The organism is Caulobacter sp. GW821-FHT10E02, assembly GCF_059415225.1.
In genome coordinates this window covers 315,938-334,884 of sequence record NZ_JBWKMV010000004.1, presented here as the reverse complement: position 1 = coordinate 334,884, position 18,947 = coordinate 315,938, and the positions used below count along the sequence as shown (strand labels likewise).

General features: G+C 66.9%; 19 protein-coding genes and 1 tRNA gene. 13 read left to right on the top strand and 7 right to left on the bottom strand.

From position 1 onward, the window contains the following. Window positions 1-27: 27 nt before the first annotated feature. Window positions 28-864: a class I SAM-dependent methyltransferase gene (locus tag AC07NI_RS21315; protein WP_494622828.1), complete on the top strand. Its 837-nt coding sequence runs from the start codon at window positions 28-30 to the stop codon at window positions 862-864. A gap of 29 nt (window positions 865-893) precedes the next feature. Next, window positions 894-1,238, top strand: a complete 345-nt coding sequence (locus tag AC07NI_RS21310) for a P-II family nitrogen regulator (protein ID WP_010918409.1) — start codon at window positions 894-896, stop codon at window positions 1,236-1,238. Here AC07NI_RS21310 and AC07NI_RS21305 read toward each other — a convergent pair. Then, the gene (locus AC07NI_RS21305; protein ID WP_494622826.1) at window positions 1,235-2,809 is read right to left on the bottom strand and encodes an MFS transporter; all 1,575 of its coding nucleotides are present in this window, start codon (window positions 2,807-2,809) and stop codon (window positions 1,235-1,237) included. The two genes, AC07NI_RS21310 and AC07NI_RS21305, sit on opposite strands and share 4 nt — an antisense overlap. A gap of 92 nt (window positions 2,810-2,901) precedes the next feature. Here AC07NI_RS21305 and AC07NI_RS21300 point away from each other — a divergent pair, with 92 nt between their 5' ends. Continuing rightward, window positions 2,902-4,413, top strand: coding sequence for a phospholipase D-like domain-containing protein (locus AC07NI_RS21300; RefSeq protein ID WP_494622824.1), 1,512 nt, complete (start codon window positions 2,902-2,904; stop codon window positions 4,411-4,413). Here AC07NI_RS21300 and AC07NI_RS21295 read toward each other — a convergent pair. Genes AC07NI_RS21295 through metX form a run of 3 tightly spaced genes read right to left on the bottom strand, consistent with a single transcriptional unit; the run spans window position 4,370 to window position 6,959 of the window. Next, window positions 4,370-5,149, bottom strand: a complete 780-nt coding sequence (locus AC07NI_RS21295) for an endonuclease/exonuclease/phosphatase family protein (RefSeq protein WP_494622822.1) — start codon at window positions 5,147-5,149, stop codon at window positions 4,370-4,372. The genes AC07NI_RS21300 and AC07NI_RS21295 overlap by 44 nt on opposite strands. Continuing rightward, window positions 5,146-5,808 (bottom strand): methionine biosynthesis protein MetW, encoded by a 663-nt coding sequence (gene metW / locus AC07NI_RS21290; protein WP_494622820.1) that lies wholly within the window; start codon window positions 5,806-5,808, stop codon window positions 5,146-5,148. The genes AC07NI_RS21295 and metW overlap by 4 nt, the downstream gene beginning before the upstream one ends. Beyond that, window positions 5,805-6,959: a homoserine O-acetyltransferase MetX gene (metX, locus tag AC07NI_RS21285; RefSeq protein WP_494622818.1), complete on the bottom strand. Its 1,155-nt coding sequence runs from the start codon at window positions 6,957-6,959 to the stop codon at window positions 5,805-5,807. The genes metW and metX overlap by 4 nt, the downstream gene beginning before the upstream one ends. 77 nt (window positions 6,960-7,036) lie before the next feature. On the opposite strand from metX, the gene AC07NI_RS21280 reads away from it, so the two are divergent. The 6 genes from AC07NI_RS21280 to AC07NI_RS21255 are packed head-to-tail and all read left to right on the top strand — an operon-like array spanning window position 7,037 to window position 11,421. Beyond that, window positions 7,037-7,546, top strand: a complete 510-nt coding sequence (locus AC07NI_RS21280) for a SixA phosphatase family protein (protein ID WP_494622816.1) — start codon at window positions 7,037-7,039, stop codon at window positions 7,544-7,546. After that, entirely contained in the window at window positions 7,543-7,887 is a 345-nt protein-coding gene (locus AC07NI_RS21275; protein WP_494622814.1) for a DUF952 domain-containing protein, read from the top strand. Before AC07NI_RS21280 ends, AC07NI_RS21275 begins: the two co-directional genes overlap by 4 nt. Then, window positions 7,884-8,942, top strand: a complete 1,059-nt coding sequence (locus tag AC07NI_RS21270; RefSeq protein WP_494622812.1) for a quinone-dependent dihydroorotate dehydrogenase — start codon at window positions 7,884-7,886, stop codon at window positions 8,940-8,942. Before AC07NI_RS21275 ends, AC07NI_RS21270 begins: the two co-directional genes overlap by 4 nt. Continuing rightward, window positions 8,939-9,676 carry a TVP38/TMEM64 family protein gene (locus AC07NI_RS21265; protein WP_494622810.1) on the top strand — a complete coding sequence of 246 codons (738 nt, stop codon included), beginning with the start codon at window positions 8,939-8,941 and terminating at the stop codon, window positions 9,674-9,676. The genes AC07NI_RS21270 and AC07NI_RS21265 overlap by 4 nt, the downstream gene beginning before the upstream one ends. A gap of 9 nt (window positions 9,677-9,685) precedes the next feature. Then, window positions 9,686-11,179 carry a sensor histidine kinase gene (locus tag AC07NI_RS21260; RefSeq protein WP_494622808.1) on the top strand — a complete coding sequence of 498 codons (1,494 nt, stop codon included), beginning with the start codon at window positions 9,686-9,688 and terminating at the stop codon, window positions 11,177-11,179. 11 nt (window positions 11,180-11,190) lie between these two features. Then, the gene (locus AC07NI_RS21255) at window positions 11,191-11,421 is read left to right on the top strand and encodes a hypothetical protein (RefSeq protein ID WP_494622806.1); all 231 of its coding nucleotides are present in this window, start codon (window positions 11,191-11,193) and stop codon (window positions 11,419-11,421) included. Window positions 11,422-11,435: 14 nt separating this feature from the next. On the opposite strand, the gene ggt is transcribed toward AC07NI_RS21255, so the two are convergent. Continuing rightward, on the bottom strand, window positions 11,436-13,178 hold the full coding sequence (gene ggt, locus AC07NI_RS21250; RefSeq protein ID WP_494622804.1) for a gamma-glutamyltransferase: 1,743 nt from the start codon (window positions 13,176-13,178) through the stop codon (window positions 11,436-11,438). Between the two features lie 253 nt (window positions 13,179-13,431). Between ggt and AC07NI_RS21245 the strand changes: the two genes are divergently transcribed. Both AC07NI_RS21245 and AC07NI_RS21240 read left to right on the top strand, forming a co-directional pair. Beyond that, window positions 13,432-13,508: transfer RNA gene (locus tag AC07NI_RS21245), tRNA-Arg, on the top strand. 348 nt (window positions 13,509-13,856) lie between these two features. Further along, window positions 13,857-14,123 (top strand): hypothetical protein, encoded by a 267-nt coding sequence (locus AC07NI_RS21240; protein WP_494622802.1) that lies wholly within the window; start codon window positions 13,857-13,859, stop codon window positions 14,121-14,123. Between the two features lie 130 nt (window positions 14,124-14,253). Here AC07NI_RS21240 and AC07NI_RS21235 read toward each other — a convergent pair whose 3' ends face one another. Beyond that, window positions 14,254-15,417 (bottom strand): reverse transcriptase family protein, encoded by a 1,164-nt coding sequence (locus AC07NI_RS21235; protein ID WP_494622800.1) that lies wholly within the window; start codon window positions 15,415-15,417, stop codon window positions 14,254-14,256. A 192-nt stretch (window positions 15,418-15,609) separates the two neighbouring features. After that, entirely contained in the window at window positions 15,610-16,881 is a 1,272-nt protein-coding gene (locus AC07NI_RS21230) for a phosphoribosyltransferase-like protein (RefSeq protein ID WP_494622798.1), read from the bottom strand. Window positions 16,882-17,217: 336 nt separating this feature from the next. Between AC07NI_RS21230 and darT the strand changes: the two genes are divergently transcribed. Together darT and darG are read left to right on the top strand one after the other, a co-directional pair. Next, the gene (gene darT / locus AC07NI_RS21225; RefSeq protein WP_494622796.1) at window positions 17,218-17,859 is read left to right on the top strand and encodes a type II toxin-antitoxin system toxin DNA ADP-ribosyl transferase DarT; all 642 of its coding nucleotides are present in this window, start codon (window positions 17,218-17,220) and stop codon (window positions 17,857-17,859) included. 10 nt (window positions 17,860-17,869) lie between these two features. After that, on the top strand, window positions 17,870-18,910 hold the full coding sequence (gene darG, locus AC07NI_RS21220) for a type II toxin-antitoxin system antitoxin DNA ADP-ribosyl glycohydrolase DarG (protein WP_494622794.1): 1,041 nt from the start codon (window positions 17,870-17,872) through the stop codon (window positions 18,908-18,910). Window positions 18,911-18,947: the final 37 nt, after the last annotated feature.

The following is an 18,947-nucleotide window of genomic DNA, read 5'->3' as shown; positions in this document are numbered from 1 at the left end:
GGATGGCTCCTACGATCAGGAGACTCAATGCGCCGCGACGTGCTGGACCTGAGAGCCTTCTACGCCGCCCCGCTGGGGCGCGCGGCGCGGACGATGCTGACCCGCAAGGTGGAAGAGGCCTGGGGCGACACCCGCGACCTGGACGTGCTGGGCGTCGGCTACGCCACGCCGTTCCTGGACGCCGCCCGCGCCAAGGCCCGCCGGGTCGTGGCCGCCATGCCCGCCCAGCAGGGCGTCGAGGTCTGGCCGCACGGCGGCCGCAACCAGGCGTGCCTGGTCGAGGAGACGGCTCTCCCGCTGCCCAACGCCATGTTTGACCGCGTCCTGGCCGTCCATGCCCTGGAAGAGGCCGACGATCCCGCCGCTCTGCTGGCCGAGATCGGCCGGGTCATGGCGCCGACGGGGCGGCTGATCGTGGCCGTGTCGTCGCGTGATGGCGTCTGGACGGGCGCCGAGACCACGCCGTTCGGCCACGGCCGTCCCTATAGCCGCAGCCAGCTGGAAGCGCTGATTCGCGAGGCCGACCTGGAGCCGGCCGGCTGGACCCGGGCGCTCTACGTGCCGCCAATGGGGGCCATGGCCGGCTGGGCCGAGGGCTTCGAGCAGGTCGGCGCCCGCCTGTGGCCGCGCTTCGCCGGGGTGATCCTGATGGAGGCCATCAAGCAGACTTTCGCGGTCAAGCCGCGCGGTCACCGGGCCCGCGCCAGGGTGTTCGCGCCCGGCGTTCTGCTGCCCAGTCCGGCGGGACCGACACCCGCGCGCCACACTGAAGGCAGGCCGGCGCCTGTTCATCAGGCGCCGAACGGTCGGGAAGGCCGTTCTTACTTGGAGCGAAGCGTTCGGACGCCTAGCTTGGAATCGTAACAACCGTTCGCTCCCCGGGAACAGCCGCCATGAAGATGATCGTCGCCGTGATTAAGCCGAGCCGCCTGGACGCGGTGCTTGAAGCGGTCACCGAAGCCGGCGCGTCGGGCCTGACGGTCACCGAGGTGCGCGGCTACGGCCGGCAGAAGGGCAAGACCGAGGTCTATCGCGGCGCCGAGTACGAGGTGAAGCTGCTGCCGAAGGTCAAGCTGGAGATCGCCGTGCCGACCGACGTGCTGGAGCCCGTCATCGAGGCCCTGCAGCGCACCGCCAACACCGGCAAGATCGGCGACGGCAAGGTCTTCGTCATGGACCTGGAACAGGCCCTGCGCATCCGCACCGGCGAACGCGACGCCGCCGCGATCGCCGGCTAGCGCTCCAGCTCGCGCAGGTCCCGGCCGCGCGTCTCGGTCCCGAACCACGCCGTCAGCAGCGCCGCCAGGGCCAGGGGCGCGATGATGATCAGCGCCGCGACCTTCAACGCCGGCACCGCGCCCAGGATGCCCAGCAGCTGGGCGATCAGGCCGCCGGACTTGCTGCAGGCGGCGATCCAACCCGTCGCCCTGCCGCGCACCCGCAGCGGATAGCTCTCGGCCGCGTAGGGCAGCAGAATGGCCAGCAGGCCGTTCGTGCCGATGATCATCAGGGCCACGGGCAGGATCGGGCTGGCGCCGTTCCCGATCGTCAGCACGCCCGACACGCCGATGGCGCTGACCACCATCGTGCCGACCAGCGACCACTTGGTGCTCCAGCGGCTGTAGAGGAACGCGCAGACGAACACGGTCGGGAAGGCGATGAGGGCCGACTTGGCCAAGAGCTGGCTGGACACGCCCATGCTGTAGCCCTTGGCCACCAGCTCGGCCGGCAGCCAGAGCAGCAGGCCGAAGTTCACCAGGCCCCAGGCGACGGCGGCGATGCTCAAGGCGGCTGTCATGCCGGCGAAGCGGCGCTCGACCGGCGGCGCGGTCAGGACGTGGTGGTGATCGGCCGCCTCGGCCGGCGTCTCGTCGCGCTCGCGCACCACCGAGCCGAAGCGCTTCATGATCGCGTGGGCGGCGTCGATCCGGCCGATGGTCATCAGAAACTTGGCCGACTCCGGGATCGCGCCCGACAGGGCGATCAGGATCAACCCCGTGGGCAGGTTCAGGAACCACATGATCCGCCAGCCGAACTCGGGCTGCAGCAGAGCCGACAGGCCCGACGAGGCGAGATAGCCGCCGACCGCGCCCAGGCCGCCGACCAGGACCAGGCTCCAGCCCCGATGCTTGGACGGCATGGTCTCGGCCAGCAGGGCGTAGACCACGGGCAGCAGGCCGCCGGCGGCCGCGCCCATCATGAAACACATGCCGACGTTCCACCAGAAATCGGGCATGGCGCCGCAGATCGAGGTGCCGACGAACATCACCGCCGACAGCAGGATCGAGGCGCGACGGCCGAAGATGTCGGCCAGGATCCCCCAGATGATCGAGCCGGCCACCGTGCCGGTCAGGGCCGCGAAGGGCAGCCAGGCGACCATGGCCTTGGAGACCCCGTACTCCTTGATCATGCCGGGCACCACGAAGCCCAGGCTGGCCGGCTTCATGATGTCGATGATCAGGGCCACGACCAGGGTCACCATCAGGCCCCAATGGGCGCGCGACAGCGGCGCATCCTCGGGCGGGGTGACGTCGACGGTGTGGTGGTCATGGCTGTGATCGTGACCACGACGCGGCAGCAGGCCCCAGCCGGCCAAGGCGCAGCCGGGGGGAATGATCAGCATGCCGATCGTCATGCCCAGATCCATCGGCATGCCGGCCAGCTGGTAGCCGATGTTCGCGCCCATCAGGTACATCGGGATGTGCAGGATGACGCCCGCCGTGACCACCAGGCAGCCCAGCCAGAAGGCCCAGAGTCGTTGTCGATCCGACAGGACATGCGGAGCCTTGGACGGATCGATCGTGGTCATGGCGCTTCAGCTCTGATTGTTGGGGACGTGGTCCCTAAGCGGAGCCATAACACTGTCCGCGCGTTGTCGCATCTCACGGCGTTCGGGGTGACATGAGTTCCAGCTCTTCCGTCTTCCAACCGGGATACAACTGCTGGCGGGTCGAGCCCGCCGATCGCGTGGCCCTGTTCATCGACAACGACGAGGCGTTCGACTCGCTCAAGCCCCTGATCCTGTCGGCCAAGAAGTCGATCTGGATCCTGGCCTGGGTGTTCGATCCCCTGACGCGCCTGGATCCCGACCGGGTCAAGCGCAGCCGCGACCCCAGCCACGCCGACCGCATCGGCCTGATCCTGCGCCGGCAGGCGGCGCTGAACCCGGCGCTGGACGTGCGGGTGCTGACCTGGGACATGCCGTTCCCGATCGCCGCCTCGCAGCTGTTCGGCCCACACCGCGGCGCGGCCTTCTTCGCCGGCTCGCGCGTGAAGTACCGCCTGGACGCCACCCTGCCGGCCAGCGCCTGCCATCACCAGAAGGCGGTGATCATCGACGGCGTCACCGCCTTCGTCAGCGGTGGCGACATCGGCGTCGATCGCTGGGACGACACCCGCCACCTGGACAACAACCCGCTGCGCCGTCTGCCCACGGGGCGTCACTATCCGGCCCGCCATGAGGTCTCGATGCTGGTCGATGGCCGGGCGGGTGAGGCCATGGCCGAGCTCTTCATGGACCGCTGGAAATCGTCCGGCGGCGAGCCGATCGAGCATCCGGACCGCCCCGACGAGACGCCCTGGCCTGAAGACCTGCTGCCCGACCTGCGCCGCCTGCCGATCGCCGTGGCTCGCACCTCGGCCGCCTGGCAGGGCCGGCCGGAGGTCACCGAGTGCATGCTGCTGCACCTGTCGGCCATCCGCCGGGCCAAACGACTGATCTATCTGGAGAACCAGTACCTGACCTCGCCGATCATCGTCGAAGCCCTGGCCGAGCGCCTGGCCGAGCCCGACGGTCCCGAGGTGGTCACGGTCGGGCCGGCGCGCAGCCCCAGCTATTTCGACCAGATGACCATGGACAGCGCCCGGACCTCGGCGATCAACCGCCTGCGCGAGGTCGACGTCCACAAGCGCTTCTCGGCCTTCTCGGCCCATACGCCCGGCGGCGGACCGATCATCGTCCACTCCAAGGTGGCGATCATGGACGACTGGATGCTGCGGATCGGCAGCGCCAACCTCAACAACCGCTCGATCGGCCTGGACAGCGAGTGCGACCTGGCCTTCGAGGCCAAGAGCGAGATCGAGCGCGAAACAGTTCGCGCCTTCCTGGGTCGGCTGGTCGGTCACTTCATCGACCGCTCGACCCAGGACGTGCTGGAGGCCATCGAGCGCGAAGGCGGCCTGGGCGCGGCGATCAACGCGCTGGACGTCAAGGGCGGCCCGCCTCGGCGGCTACAGCCGGTGCCGGTGCGCAAGCTGACCGGGGTTCAGAAGTTCATCGCCGACTGGAGCCTGGGCGACGCCATCGCGCCCGACGACGCCTGGCGGCCATGGGGCCGTCGCGCCCGGCTGCGGCGCGACCTCGTGAAGCTTACGGAGCCGCCGCCGATCCCGCCGGATCACCTGTTGCCGTGATCTCCAGCTCGATCACCAGCGGCAGGTGATCGGACGCCACCCGGGCGCGGGCGTCGAAGGGTGAGCGTACGCCGACCGTCTCCAGGCCCTTGGTCATGAAGACGTGGTCGATGCGCATGAACGGGAAATTGGACGGGAAGGTCGAGGTCGCCGGTCGAGGCCAGCTCGGCGTCGGGGCCTGGGCGTCTCGCAGGGCCGTCCGCAGCATCCGGTAGGTGGCCGAATAGGGCGTGGCGTTGAAGTCGCCCAGCACCACGCCGGGAGCCAGCCACTCGTCGGCGCCCATCCAGTCGGGACCCAGCAGGGCGGCGGCTTGGCGCTTCTGTTCCTGCGGCACGAGGCCCAGGTGGGTGTTGATGATCTGGACCTTGGTCCCGTCGACATCGACCTCGACCCACAGGGCCCCGCGCGGCTCCAGGCCCGGCACGCGCTTGTAGAGCGGCAGGCCCTTGGCCTTGATCCGGCGCTCGGGCAGGGCGGTCAGGATGGCGTCGCCGTAGAGCTCTTCCTCGACCGTCATGGCCGGATGGAAGTGGAAGCTCATCTTCAGCAGTTCTGCGAGGCGGTGGGCCTGGTCGACGCCCTTGGTGCGGGCGCGCAGGACGTCCAGTTCCTGCAGGGCCACGACGTCCGGGCGTTCGGCAGCGATGACCTCCGCCACACGCTCGACATCGAGCCTGCGGTCCGTGCCCACGCAGCGGTGGACGTTGTAGGTCATGAGACGAAGGGTCTTCATCCGTCGAAGAGATCGCCCGAGACGGGCGGAAGTTCCTTAGTCGATGTCGCGCCGTTGCGGCTGAGCATGAAGAGGCAGGTTTCCGCCCGCCAGTTCTCGACCGCGCTGGCGGGGTCCATCGCCCGGGCCGGGCCCGTTCCGGCGAAGGCGGCGCAGGCGTCGACCCGCAGGTTGAGGTCGGCGGTCAGGGCCAGGAAATCGGCCAGGGTGCAGAGGTGGATGTTCGGCGTCGACCACCACGGCATCGGCAGGGCCTTGGTCTCGGGCATCCGACCCCGGCTCAGCAGCGACCAGCGCACGCGCCAGTGGCCAAAGTTCGGGAACGAGACGATGGCCCGGTCGGCGATGCGCAGCAGCTCGTCCAGCACGTGGCGCGGATTGCGCGTCGCCTGCAGGGTCTGGGACAGCACCGCGTAGTCGAAACTGCGGTCGGGGAAGTGGTCGAGGTCCTGGTCGGCGTCGCCCTGCACCACCGACAGGCCGCGCGCCATACAGGCCGCCACGCCGCTGGAGCTGATTTCCAGCCCCCGGCCATCGACCTGCTTGTCGTGGGCCAGCAGGTCCAGCAGGGCGCCTTCGCCGCAGCCGACGTCCAGCACGCGCGAGCCGGGGCGCACCAGGCGCAGAATCTCGCGGAAGTCCTCGCGGATGGCGCTCACGTCAGTCCCCGATCGCGTTCGGCCGAACTCAGGAAGCCCGCCAGCGCCGCGTCCATCACCGGCTCGTCCAGCAGGAAGGCGTCGTGGCCCTTGTCGCTCTCGATCTCGGCGAAGGCCGCGCGGGCCCCGGCGGCGGTCAGGGCGCGGACCAGATGGCGGCTCTCGGCTGTCGGGTAGAGCCAGTCGCTGGTGAAGCTGAGCACGCAGAACCGCACGTCGCGGGCTCGGGTGAAGGCCTTGGCCAGCACCCCGCCATGGCTGGCGGCGATGTCGAAATAGTCGGTGGCCCGGGTGATGTAGAGATAGCTGTTGGCGTCGAACCGGTCGACGAAGCTGGCCCCCTGGTGGCGCAGGTAGCTCTCGACCTGGAAGTCGGCGTCGAAGCCCCACGACAGGCCGTCGCGCTTCAGCTCGCGGCCGAACTTCCGCTGCAGGGCCGGTTCGGACAGATAGGTGATATGCGCGGCCATCCGCGCCACGGCCAGGCCCTTGCCGGGCTGGACACCGTGGTCGGCATAGGCGCCGCCGCGCCAGTCCGGATCGGCCATGATCGCCTGGCGGCCCACCTCGTGGAACGCGATGTTCTGGGCCGAGTGCCTGGACGCGGACGCCAGCACCACGGCGCTGAACAGCCGCTCGGGATAGTCGACCGCCCACTGCTGGGCCTGCATGCCGCCCATCGAGCCGCCGATCACCGCGAACAGGGTGTCGATGCCCAGCGCGCTGACCAGCATCGCCTGGGCGCGGACCATGTCGGGGATGGTGATGACCGGGAACGCCAGGCCATAGGCCCTACCGGTGCCCGGATTGATCGAGGCCGGGCCGGTCGAGCCCATGCAGCCGCCGATCACGTTGGTGCAGATGATGAAGTGCCGCTCCGGGTCCAGCGGCTTGCCGGGACCGATCATCCGCAGCCACCAGCCGGGCTTGCCCGTGGTCGGGTGCGGCGAGGCCACGAACTGGTCGCCGGTCAGGGCGTGGCAGATCAGGACGGCGTTGGACTTGTCGGCGTTCAGCGCGCCATAGGTCTGGTAGCCGATCTCCAGACCCTCGAGCATGGCGCCCGAATCGAGCCGCAGAGGTTCGTTCGCGGGAAACCGCCAGGTTCCCCCGCCGGACAGGACGGGTGTGAACAGATCGAGCGCAGCCATGCCGCCTTGGACCCCTTGGCGAACAAGGTGTCAACCACCGGCTTCCTGACAAGGCGACGGACGGCTATGGAGGACCCATGGAGCGACTGATCCTGATGCGCCACGGCAAGGCCGAGCGGCACGCCCAGACCGGCGGCGACTTCGAGCGCGCCCTGGCCGACAGCGGCCGGGCCGATGCGGCTGTCATGGGCAAGCTGCTGGCCGGGATGGCCTATGCGCCCGAGTTGCTGCTGGTCTCCTCGGCCCGCCGCACCCGCGAGACGGCCGAGCAGGTCGCGCCGAACTTCCCCGCCGCGCGGGTCGAGCACCTACGCGACCTTTATCACGCCGATCCCGAAGAGGTCGTCCAGGCCATCGAGGACCACGCGGACGGCGCGGCCACGGTGATGGTGGTCGGGCATAATCCGGGCCTGCACGAGCTGGCCCTGCGCCTGGCCTTCCAGGGCGGCGCCTCGCCGATCCACACCAACAAGCTGCGCAGCCGCTTCCCGACATCCACCGTGGTGGTGTTCGGCTGGACGGCGGCCGGCCCGGTGCTGGAGCATCTCTTCTACGCGAACGAAAACGGCGGAGACGGCGGCGAATGACCCTGATCTACAAGATCCTGTCCCGCGCCGAGTGGGACGCCGCCAAGGCCGTCGGCCGGTTCGAGGGCTCGGCCGTCGACCATCAGGACGGCTTCATCCACCTGTCGGCCGCCGACCAGGCCCAGACGACCGCCGCGCTCTACTTCAAGGACCTGCCGGACCTCGTTCTGCTGGGCGTCGAGGCCGAAGGCCTGGGCGAGGCCCTGAAGTGGGAGCTCTCGCGCGGCGGGGCGCTGTTCCCGCATCTCTTCCGGCCGTTGCTCGTGTCCGAGGTGGTGACGGAAGCCACCATCGAACTCGACGCCGACGGCGTGCCGCAGCTGGGCGAACATCTCGCATGAGCCTGCATGACATCGCCGCCCGCGCCCTGCACATCTTCGACCCGGAGGACGCGCACGGCTGGGCCATTCGCGGCCTGAAGATGGGTCTGGGCCCGCGCGAGAGCGGTCCGGACGACCCGATCCTGGCGGTGAAGATCGCCGGCCTGGAGCTGCCTAACTGCGTGGGCCTGGCCGCCGGCTTCGACAAGAACGCCGAGGTCCCCGACGCCATGCTGGCCGCCGGCTTCGGCTTCGTGGAGGCGGGCACCGTCACGCCCCTGGCCCAGGCCGGCAATCCGCGCCCGCGCCTGTTCCGGCTGACCGAGGACCAGGCGGTGATCAACCGCATGGGCTTCAACAACGGCGGCCTCGACCCCTTCGTGGCGCGCCTGAAGGCTCGCGAGGGGCGGGGCGGCGTCGTGGGCGCCAATATCGGCGCCAACAAGGACGCCAGCGACCGCATCGAGGACTACGTCACGGGCCTCAGCCAACTGTGGGGTCTGTCGGACTATTTCACCGCCAACATCTCCTCGCCCAACACGCCCGGCCTGCGCGCCTTGCAGACCAAGGCGGCGCTCGAGGAGCTGCTGGGCCGGATCTCCGAAACCCGCGAAGCGATGAAGGTCGCCTCGGGCGCCGACTATCCGATCTTCCTGAAGGTCGCGCCCGACCTGGAGGACGGCGAGGTCGAGGCCATCGTCGAGGCCGTGGTCGACGCGGGCCTGGACGCCATCATCGTCAGCAACACCACCATCGCTCGTCCCGACAGCTTGAAGTCGGCCCGGGCCGGCGAGGGCGGCGGTCTGTCCGGCGCCCCGCTGCTGAGCGCCTCGACCGAGGTCCTCAAGCGCTTCCACTCCGCCGCGGCCGGTCGTGTCGCCCTGATCGGCGCGGGCGGCATCGCCGACGGCGCCGGGGCCTATGCCAAGATCCGCGCCGGCGCGCGGGCCGTGCAGCTCTATTCCGCCCTGGTCTATGGCGGCCCGGGCCTCGTCACCCGCATCAAGCGCGACCTGGCCGCCCGCCTGCGGGCCGACGGCTTCGCGGCGGTCGAGGACGCGGTCGGCGCGCCATGACGCGTGAGAGGGTCCTGACGCTGCTGCGCCGCTTCGGGCCGCTCGCGGTCATCGTGATCCTATTCGTGGCCGCCTTCGCCAGCGGCGTCACCGACCACCTGTCGCTGGAGGAACTGCGCAAGCGTGGGACAGAACTGCAGGCCTTCGCCCGCGAGAAGCCGCTGTTGAGCGTGGCGATCTATCTGGCGATCTATATCGGCTCGGTGGCGGTCTCGCTGCCCGGCGCTCTGATCCTGTCCTTGACCGGCGGCTTCCTGTTCGGCCCGCTCGGCGGCGGCTTCGCGGCCGTCACCGGCGCGACCGGCGGCTCGACCGTGATCTACCTGGTGTTCCGCACCGCCTTCGGCGACATGCTGCGCCGCAAGCCCGACGCCTTCCTGGCCCGCGTGGCCGACGGCCTGCGCAAGGACGCCTTCAACTACCTGCTGACCCTACGCCTGATCCCGGCCTTTCCGCTGTTGATCGTCAATGTCGCCGCCGGCGTGGCCAACATTCCCGCCCGCGCCTTCGTCCTGGCCTCGCTGCTGGGCATGATCCCGAGCTCTTTCGTCTATGCCGGGATCGGCGCGGGACTTGGCCATCTCTTCGAGCAAGGCGGCCCCGTGACGATGGAGACCCTCTTCTCGCCACGGATTTATCTTCCCATTGTCGGCATGGGCGTTCTGGCCTTTCTGCCGCCGATGTGGCGCCATTGGCGCAAGCGGCGCGAAGCAGCGCCCATGGACGAGAAGTAGCCACGCCGGATGGTCGAAACGGTTTCGCCGTCGGAGACTGAGCCCGCCCCGCCCCGGAAACGATTTCCGTGGCCCGGTGGCCTGTCGGCGCGCCTGCTGCTGTTCACCGCCATCGTCGTCACCTTCGGCGGCATGCTGATCCTGCCGCTGACCCTGGCGCAGTTCGAGGAGCAGTGGCTGCTGGACCGCGTGCGGGCGGGTGAACTGGCCTCGACCATCGCCGAATCGGATCCGGACCTGCGGGTCAGCGACGCGGTCGCCAATCAGATGTTCGACCAGGCCGGGGCCGTCACCGTCGCCGTCCAGGCCGAGGGCGCGCGCCGCCTGGTCCTGCCGCCCAAGGAGCCGTTCAAGACACCCTATCTCGTGGACCTGCGCCGCCAGAACCCGGGCTCGTGGCTGGCCGCGCCGTTCTTCACCCTGACCAGCCCCAAGGGCAGCACGGTCCGCGTCATGGCCGAGCCGCGCTTCCGCAAGGCCGAGTTCGTCGAGGTGGTGCTGCCCGACGCGCCGCTGAAGGCCCAGCTGGTCGCCTATTTCTGGCGCCTGGCCGGGGTCACCGTCTTCGTGGCGGTGCTGGCGGGCCTGCTGGTCTACGCCTTCCTGAACATCTTCCTGGTCCGGCCGATGCAGCGCATCACCCGGGCCATGGAAGCCTTCCGCGTCGATCCGGGCGATCCGGAAGCACGCATCGTCGTCTCCAAGCGCCGCGACGAGATCGGCCGCGCCGAGGCCGAGCTCGACCGCATGCAGGCCGACCTGCTGGCCGCCCTGGCCTCCAAGGCCCGTCTGGCGGCCCTGGGCGAGGCGGTGGCCAAGATCAATCACGACCTGCGCAACATGCTGACCAGCGCCCAGATGGCTTCGGACCGCCTGGCCGCCCTGGGCGATCCCAAGGTGGCCCAGGCCCTGCCGCGCCTGGAGCGAGCCCTGGATCGCGCCATCACCCTGGCCTCGGACGTCATGGCCTATGGCAAGTCCAAGGAGCCCGAGGCGGTGACGCGGATCATCCCGCTGCGCCCGGCCCTGGACATGGCCGCCGAGGACGCCGGCCTGACCCCGCAGGGCGTGGCCCTGGAGACCGTCATCGGTCCGCGCGAGCAGCTGCTGGCCGATCCGGACCAGCTGCACCGCATCCTGACCAACCTGTTCCGCAACGCCCGCGAGGCCATCGAGGGCGCCACCGATCGGGGCGGCAAGGGCAAGGTGTTCGTCGAGCTGCGCCGCGACGCCGGCCATAGCATCCTGCGGCTGTCGGACGACGGCCCCGGCGTGCCCGAGCGCGCCCGCGCCAACCTCTTCCAGCCCTTCGTCGGCTCGGTGCGTCGCGGCGGCACCGGCCTGGGCCTGGCCATCGCCCGCGAGCTGGCCCAGGGTCACGGCGGCGACCTGGCCTTGGTCGAGACCGGTCCCGGCGGTTCGGTGTTCGACCTCACCCTGGCCGGCGCGCCCGATCCGCTACCGGAGCCGGACGATAAGGCCGCCGACGCTTCGGCCACCTAGGAGGAAGTTCGATGACGACCACCTGGACCATCGCGGTGAAGATCGGCGCTTCGGCGGACAGCAAGCCGATCCACGAGATCACTGTCGAAGCCCCCGACGTCCCGACCGCCCTGCGCCGCGTGGCGGCCATGGTGGCGGTGCAGGAGGCGTCCGACGCCGAACTGCTGCTGGACGGCCAGGAGGAGGTGTTCTCCCGCGCCGAGGTCGAGGCGGGCCTGGAAGAGCATCAGGCCCGCACCTAGTCCCTGAGGGGGCCCTAGAGGCCCTTGGCCACGCCTTCGCGACGCGGATCCGCGCCGCCTTCCAGGATGCCGCCCGGCCGCACGATCACGCCCTGCAGGCCCGAGCCTTCGATCTGGCCGACCTTGATATTGACGCCGCGTGCATTGAGCGCGGCCAGCATGTCCGGACCGAACCATTCGGCGTCGCCGGAATAGGTGTCGCCGCGCGCCACCACGTTCGGCAGCGACACCGCCTCCTGGACGTTCAGGTTCCAGTAGAACAGCCCGACCATGGCCTTGAGATTGTAGGACAGGATGGCGTTGCCGCCCGGCGAGCCGACGGCGGCCAGGAACTTGCCCTTCTTGTCCAGGACGATGATCGGGGCCATCGACGAGCGCGGGCGCTTGCCCGGGGCCACGGCGTTGGCGGCCGGCGCGCCGTCCTTCTCCTTCGGCGAGAACGAGAAGTCGGTCAGCTGGTTGTTGAGGAAGAAGCCGTTCACCATCCGGCCGTTGCCGAAGATGCTCTCGACCGTGGTGGTCATCGACACGACGTTGCCGGCCGGATCGACCACCACGAGGTGGGTGGTGCCGCCCGGCTCCTGGGTCATGTCGATCCCGACCTTGGGCGCGCCCTTGGGCTTGCCGAACGGCGGGGCCGCCCCGGCCGTGTCGGTGATCAGCTTGGCGCGCTCGGCGACGTATTTCGGGTCCAGCAGGCCGTCGACCGGCACGGTCACGAACGAGGGATCGCCGACATAGCGGTCGCGGTCGGCGTACATCACGCGCTCGGCCTGGGCCAGCTGGGTCCAGGCCACCGGATCGGTCGGACCGCGCTGGCCGATGTCGGTGTGCTCCAGCATCCGCAGCGCCTGGATCACAGCCAGGCCCGACGACTGCGGGTTGGGCACGCAGACGGTATAGACCTTCCACGGCCGGCACAGGGCAGGGGCCGAGCGCGGCTTGTAGGTCTTCAGGTCGGCCAGGGTGATGCTGCTGGGCAGGTCGCCTTCGTGCAGGCGATTGACGATCGCCTGGGCGATCGGGCCGTCCAGCAGGGCCGCCGGGCCCTCGGCGGCGATCTTGCGCACCGTGGCGGCATAGGCCGGGTTCTTCAGTACGTCGCCGGCCTGGTAGCGGGTCCCGTCCGGCTTAGTGAAGTACTTCACCGCGTCCGGCTGGCTGGCCTGGGGCGCGCGGCTGATGATCATGCCGGCCAGGCGCGGGCTGACCACGAAACCGTCGTCGGCCAGTTTCTCGGCGTCCTTGAACAGCGTGTTCCAGGCGACCTTGCCGTGTTCCTTCTGGGCCTGGGACAGCATGGCCACCGCGCCCGGCACGCCCGACGAGCGGCCCGACAGCAGCGCCTTGATGAAGGGCAGTGGCTTGCCGTCCGGGCCCATGAACAGATCGGGGCTGGCGCCCGCCGGCGCCTTCTCGCGGCCGTCATAGGCCGTCACCTTGCCGGTCTTGGCGTCGTAGAAGACCATGAACGAGCCGCCGCCCAGGCCAGAGCTCTGCGGCTCGACCAGGCCCAGCACCGCCTGGATGGCCACCGCCGCGTCGACCGCCGAGCCGCCGTCGCGCAGCACCCGCAGACCCGCCTCGACCGCCAGCGGATTGGCCGCGGCGACCATGCCCTTTGCGGGCGTCGAGGTGGAGACCGGCCGGGCCGCCGGCATGCCCAGCGGGATTGACTCGGCGTGGGCGGCGGAGATCGGCGCCAGCGTCAGTTGCAGCGAAGCGGCCAGGGCGAGCAGGGAAACAAAGCGACGCATACGGATCCTCTATGGCGGACACGAGGGAAGGCCTGCCCGCCGTCCCGAGGCGTTCCATGGACACCAATCAAGCGACGCTGTCACGCCCAGATACTCTGGAAACGGCCTCAATCCCGCGCCCTGAACCCTCGCGCGGCAAGGCCGTTCCGCTGGGCGAACGCTGGCTCGCGAAACTTTTCGAATTTTCTGAAAGACCGGGCTTGCGTTCCCGAAACGGACGGGCTACTTCCCCCGCCTCGCCGAAAGGCAATGCGCGCCCGTAGCTCAGCTGGATAGAGCATCAGACTACGAATCTGAGGGTCGGACGTTCGAATCGTTCCGGGCGCGCCATATTTTCAATACTTTAGCCGAATTCGGCTCCGCCGATTTCCGTTCTAGGACGGTGATTAGGACGGTGGTTGCGATCTGGCGCGACCGCTACTGCGCTTGCCTCGATCAGAAAAAATCGATCTGGCCACGCCCAATTGCTGTGAGTTTAGCTCGGGGCACCGTCATGGGCGAGAGGCGCTAGCTCGAATCGTGTCGGGTGCGCCAACCCGCAGCAGTCCTGAATCGCCAGAGCCGCCGCAGCAAGCCTCCGACCAGCCAGCGACCTTGATCGCGCCTGGAGCGTATTGGCTTGAACTCAACCTTTACGGTTGAAACCCAGGCTTCGTTATCAACGACTAGGAGACCGCCATGCCTTCCATGTCTAAATCTGATTGGCAACGTTACGCCAATGACGCCCAGACGGATCTGGCGCTCTGGGACAATCTCGAGAAGGCCGCGACGGCAGCGTTCCAGAAGGCCGCGCAGCAAGCACACCTGCGCCCCGACGACGTCTCCGCGCAGGACCACTTGCAGGCGGAGGATGAAAGGCTGGCGGAGGTGAAGCGGGGACGCACGGCAGCCGCCGGACGCCTACAGACGGCCCGCGCGTTCGTCCAGCACGGATGGGAGTTCTAGGCCGTTGCGCTGATACGGATGCCTGTGAGAACTATGAGTGGCCGTTGGCGATCTGGCGCGCAATCCCGGCACCATCGACGCCAATGCTCAGGCACCGAAAGGCAGCTACGCTAACTTGTCGATGGCAAGCTCACCAAATGACTGTTGCAAGGCGCGCCTTCAGCCAATCACCATAAGCGCGGTCGATTTGACCGGCGTAACCTACCAGGCCTTCAATATGGCGCCGCATTCCGATGGTCGACGCGAAGCCACGAGCTTGCTGGTGAGCCAGAACCCCGATTTTCGGGTGGGTCAGAGCATAGACATGGGTCTCGACATTGTTGCGAAATTGCCGGTTCAGCCGAGGCGTTGGCGTGTCGACCAATAGGCCCAGGACAATCTTCCTGGCTCCCGGCGGCGTGACGCTGGTTTTCTGCCGGTTGGCCCTCAGACCCACGCGCGTCAACTCGCGTTGGACGTCGCGCGACAGGTTGACCGCATGCTGGCGATCGCCGTCTCCTGAGCGGGAAAAATGCATGTCGTCGGCATAGCGGGTGTAGCGCCAACCTCCCGCCGCCGCGATGCGCGACAAGGCCACGTCCAAGTCTTTGACGACGTGGTTGGCCAGCATCGGACTAGTTGGCGCCCCCTGAGGCAAGGCCCCTTGGAGGCGACTGGGATACGTCAGGCCCGACGCTCCTCGCGGCCCTTCGTCCACCGGTGGGGCACCGCCGTAGTTTTCCCACTTCGGCGGCAAGCGGGTGCACAGACGCGCCAATTCGAACGACAGGAGAGCTGGATAGGAAAGGCTTCGAAAGAAGCGATAGACCTGCCGTTCGCTGATCGACTCGAAGAAGTGTCGGACATCGACCTTTACCAGCCAGGTCGCGTTGACATGTCTGGCGGCAGCGTCGCGCATCTTGACGTTCGGCGCGAAGGCGTAGCTCGCGGGGTGAGGGGAGATGATGTTGAGGATGTTCTGGGCGATCCAGCGCTGCACCCTCATCAAGCCTGGCGTCGGGACACAGATCGTCCGGTAACGCCGAGGCGGTGCATTCCCAGCCTTCGGCGTGCCCCTCTTTTTCAGCCTGAAGACTCTGTAGGGGTCCACGCGCCGACGCACGATTCTGTTGAGTTCCGCCAGCGAGACGTCAGCCAAGTGAGCCAGGTGGCCAAGCGTGAATATGACCGGCAGATCCGGGTGCATGTTCTTGATCGCGCTAGCGGTAGATAGCGCATTCGCGATCATCTTATCCGAGGCGCCGGCCGCACGCGCGCCGGACTTAAACTGCTGAGGGTCCCACTCGTTCGCCATCTACTTTCGATCGGTCCAGGTGGACGAGAGCTCGGTCCGCAAGCTAGCCGCCCGTAGGCGGTTCCCGCAGGGAATGCGGGGCGAGTTCCCGTGTACCTGCAATCCGACGCTCTGACAGTGACAAGGGAAACCCCTTGTCCGTGACGACCGGCTGGTGCCTGCCATCAAGGCCGTCCCGGAGGACGGCAGGTGCTAGACCGGCGACGAGGGGACCCTCGGCAACCATGGATAGTATGGTTCCGCTTCGGTGGGAACCACTGGTCGCTTACGATCGCCGGTTTGACCTGATCGCACGGTCGTTTGCCCGACGTCGGTCAGACGCCCGTGCTTATCCAATAGTCCATCAGTCTCGGCTGCCGTCAGGATCGCTTCGACCGTCGGCAAGGACATCTGGGTTTCCTGGGCTATGGCCTCAGACTGCCCTTGCCTCAGACGCCCCTTGATTTGTGAGAGCACGAGGACCGTGCGCTGCTCGTTGAGGGAGAGGTCGGGTGACAATGTCGTCCCGGTCGCCTCTACCGCTGCCCTAACGATCTCATGCTCGTCGCGAACGCCGAAGGCTGGCGCGAGATCATCGGGTATTCCGCCTTCGTAGAGCGCCGTCCATGAGACTTCCGCGTCGGTCTCGTGGATCAGGGCGGGGGTGTTGTTCGGTATGCGATAGCTAAAGGCGACGAGGCACGGCTCGTCGCCGAACCCTCCACGGGCCGCGCCGCGTCCTGAAGCGGGGCCAACCGTCGCGATAAGCCGTCGCCATTCGACAACATTGGGGTCTTTGGAGGCCGCCGAAATGACCGGCGCCACATAGACTTTCCTAACGGTCGGCTTGAGCCGGTGCGCGCGGATGGCAGCCTCGCCCGATTTCGTCGCGGCGACAGCAACAACCACGAAATCGATCAGTTTCAACGACACCCATGATTTGACGGACTTGATCTTCCACAGAGCATCCAGCCAGGTCAGGATGCGTCGGCCCGAGCCGATCAGGTCCGTGACGATCACGATCGTTTGGGTCGGTCCGGACTTACCCCGGATACGGTCGGGACCGGGGCTGTTGACGAAGATCCTATCGCCGCCTGCGTTTCCGACCAATTGTGAGAACACGTTGGCGATTGTCGCCTCGCTCCCCACCCGGGTGCTCCCCCGGATAGGTTGTACTGGGGTAAAGTTGCGGCCAAAAGCGCGGAGTCGCTTTTTGCCGTCGCGGTCTGCCTTCATCTTCTCTGCGAAGAACGGCTCCCCTGCTAGCTTGCGTTCGGCGTAAAGGGCAAGCCGACGCTTGCGCACAAGCCGGCCGCCGCCGAGCGCCCTTAACTCGGTCCGCAGCGCTTGGCTCACATGTTCAGCGTTGAGCAGCAACATCGCGTCGAGCAAGCTCGCCGCAGCCGCCTGATCGGCGTCGTTGAACTGTCCGATCCAAGACTTGCCGGTTGGTGTCTCGGAAAGCATCTGCTGGCGTCGGCGCATTTCGATATCGTAGAAGCCGTGCCCGGCTATGCCTACTGCCTAACGGCTTTGCGGCGTAATCTGCGACACTGCGCCCAGCCGCTCTTCGATTAACGCGATGGGGGGCAGCCAATTGCGATCTATCCGAACGTCCCGGGCTTCTGTTTCGGTGCGGTCGCCTGATCGTTGTCGCCATCAAGTGGCCCTGCGGTTGCCAGAACGCATTTACGCTGCAATATCCAGACAGGGATGCGCTCTGCAACCGGGGGGAGCGATGACTAGGCGGTTGGGGCGGCGATGTAGCACGGAGCGCCGCAGTCCCATCGTAGTCGGTCGGTCCGTGGCTGGACGTTGATCATGCCGGTTCCTGCTCAACCAAAAATTTATCACATCGTCCACCTGAACAACCTTGCTTCGATTGTCGCTGACGGAGTCGTGCTGTGCGATGCGGCGATCGCAGCCCGTGCCAATCCGGGCACGACGATCGGAATGAACAATATCAAGCATCGGCGGCTTCACGAGCTCCGCTTGAATCATCATCCGGATTTGCACGTCGGACAATGCACGCCGTTCTACTTTTGTTCTCGCTCAGTTATGCTGTATCTGATACACATGAGGAACCAGGACCTTGCCTATAAGGGCGGTCAGGAACCGATCGTGCATTTGGAGGCCGACTTGCGGTCTGCCGTCGATTGGGCGAACGCGAATGGTCGCCGTTGGGCGTTCACCCTGTCGAACGCCGGTGCCTACTACTTCGAGGATCGCGTGGATCTCAATCAACTTCACGAAATCAGGTGGGATTCCGTGCAGGCAAAACAGTGGGCTGGCGCACACAAGGAAGGGAAGCAGGCCGAGTTCTTGGTCGAGCAATCATTTCCGTGGCATTTAGTCGAACGCGTGGGTGTTTTTTCTAACGCCTACGTCCAACCAGTTTCTGCCGCCTTCGGTGCCGGGGGCCACCGCCCTGCCATCGAAATCCGGCGCGACTGGTACTATTGAGGGGGCCTGAATGATCGAATTTACCACAGGCGACATCCTCCAATCTGACGCAGAGGCGCTGGTTAACACCGTCAACTGCGTTGGGATTATGGGGCGTGGCATCGCGCTCCAGTTCAAGAACCGGTTTCCGGAGAACTTCCGAGCCTACGCTGCGGCATGCGCAACTGAGTCTGTCCAGCCGGGCCGAATGTTCATCTACGAGACGCGCAGTCTTACCAACCCGAAATTCGTCATCAATTTCCCGACGAAGCGCCACTGGAAGGGCAAGAGTCGGATTGAGGACGTCGAGTCCGGCCTTGTCGCTCTGGTGAATGAAGTCAGGAAGCTCGGTATTCGCTCAATAGCCATTCCACCACTTGGAGCGGGGCTAGGCGGCTTGAATTGGGATGATGTTCGTTCGCGGATTATCGCGGCGATGGAGCCGCTTGATGATGTTCGCGTCATTGTATTCGAACCCACAAGTGCGCCTGTTGCGACGAAATCTCGTGAGGTCCCGGGGATAACGCCAGGGCGTGCGGCTCTAGTCGTCTTGGTAAACCGGTACTTGAGCGGTCTTCTGGACCCCTTTGTGACTTTGATCGAACTTCAGAAGCTTATGTATTTTATGCAGGAGGCGGGGCAGCCCCTCCGGTTGAACTACATCAAACATCACTACGGCCCATACGCGGACAATCTCCGGCACGTTCTAACTAAGATCGAAGGCCACATGGTCTCAGGGTATCACGACGGTGGCGACGCGCCGGATAAGCAGCTTGAACTTGTCCCTGGCGCCGTGAGCGACGCGGAGGCTTTTCTGGCCGAAGATAATGAGACCCGCGAGCGCTTCGATCGTGTTGGAAAATTGGTCGAGGGGTTTGAGACGCCGTTCGGATTGGAACTTTTGGCTACGGTCCACTGGGTGGCGAGCCGCGAACTGGCACACACAAGCGAGGAAGTTCGCGCCAGAGTTTACGCCTGGAACGAACGCAAAAAGCAATTCTCGGCTCGCCAGATTGACATTGCCTTAGGCGCACTGAGGTCGAAGGGCTGGCTCGAATCTGCGGTCAGCTAGAACATCGGCATGTCGATCTAGCTTAGCCAATCTTGTA

What these genes read in the sequence shown, in the direction of transcription:
- AC07NI_RS21275 (WP_494622814.1), top strand. Translation starts at nt 7,543, where the DNA reads ATGACCCTGATCTACAAGATCCTGTCCCGCGCCGAGTGGGACGCCGCC.
- darG (WP_494622794.1), top strand. Translation starts at nt 17,870, where the DNA reads ATGATCGAATTTACCACAGGCGACATCCTCCAATCTGACGCAGAGGCG.
- AC07NI_RS21310 (WP_010918409.1), top strand. Translation starts at nt 894, where the DNA reads ATGAAGATGATCGTCGCCGTGATTAAGCCGAGCCGCCTGGACGCGGTG.
- AC07NI_RS21295 (WP_494622822.1), bottom strand. Translation starts at nt 5,149, where the DNA reads ATGAAGACCCTTCGTCTCATGACCTACAACGTCCACCGCTGCGTGGGC.
- AC07NI_RS21260 (WP_494622808.1), top strand. Translation starts at nt 9,686, where the DNA reads ATGGTCGAAACGGTTTCGCCGTCGGAGACTGAGCCCGCCCCGCCCCGG.
- AC07NI_RS21315 (WP_494622828.1), top strand. Translation starts at nt 28, where the DNA reads ATGCGCCGCGACGTGCTGGACCTGAGAGCCTTCTACGCCGCCCCGCTG.
- AC07NI_RS21235 (WP_494622800.1), bottom strand. Translation starts at nt 15,417, where the DNA reads ATGGCGAACGAGTGGGACCCTCAGCAGTTTAAGTCCGGCGCGCGTGCG.
- AC07NI_RS21230 (WP_494622798.1), bottom strand. Translation starts at nt 16,881, where the DNA reads ATGCGCCGACGCCAGCAGATGCTTTCCGAGACACCAACCGGCAAGTCT.
- metX (WP_494622818.1), bottom strand. Translation starts at nt 6,959, where the DNA reads ATGGCTGCGCTCGATCTGTTCACACCCGTCCTGTCCGGCGGGGGAACC.
- AC07NI_RS21240 (WP_494622802.1), top strand. Translation starts at nt 13,857, where the DNA reads ATGCCTTCCATGTCTAAATCTGATTGGCAACGTTACGCCAATGACGCC.
- AC07NI_RS21270 (WP_494622812.1), top strand. Translation starts at nt 7,884, where the DNA reads ATGAGCCTGCATGACATCGCCGCCCGCGCCCTGCACATCTTCGACCCG.
- AC07NI_RS21265 (WP_494622810.1), top strand. Translation starts at nt 8,939, where the DNA reads ATGACGCGTGAGAGGGTCCTGACGCTGCTGCGCCGCTTCGGGCCGCTC.
- AC07NI_RS21300 (WP_494622824.1), top strand. Translation starts at nt 2,902, where the DNA reads ATGAGTTCCAGCTCTTCCGTCTTCCAACCGGGATACAACTGCTGGCGG.
- AC07NI_RS21305 (WP_494622826.1), bottom strand. Translation starts at nt 2,809, where the DNA reads ATGACCACGATCGATCCGTCCAAGGCTCCGCATGTCCTGTCGGATCGA.
- AC07NI_RS21280 (WP_494622816.1), top strand. Translation starts at nt 7,037, where the DNA reads ATGGAGCGACTGATCCTGATGCGCCACGGCAAGGCCGAGCGGCACGCC.
- darT (WP_494622796.1), top strand. Translation starts at nt 17,218, where the DNA reads ATGCCGGTTCCTGCTCAACCAAAAATTTATCACATCGTCCACCTGAAC.
- AC07NI_RS21255 (WP_494622806.1), top strand. Translation starts at nt 11,191, where the DNA reads ATGACGACCACCTGGACCATCGCGGTGAAGATCGGCGCTTCGGCGGAC.
- ggt (WP_494622804.1), bottom strand. Translation starts at nt 13,178, where the DNA reads ATGCGTCGCTTTGTTTCCCTGCTCGCCCTGGCCGCTTCGCTGCAACTG.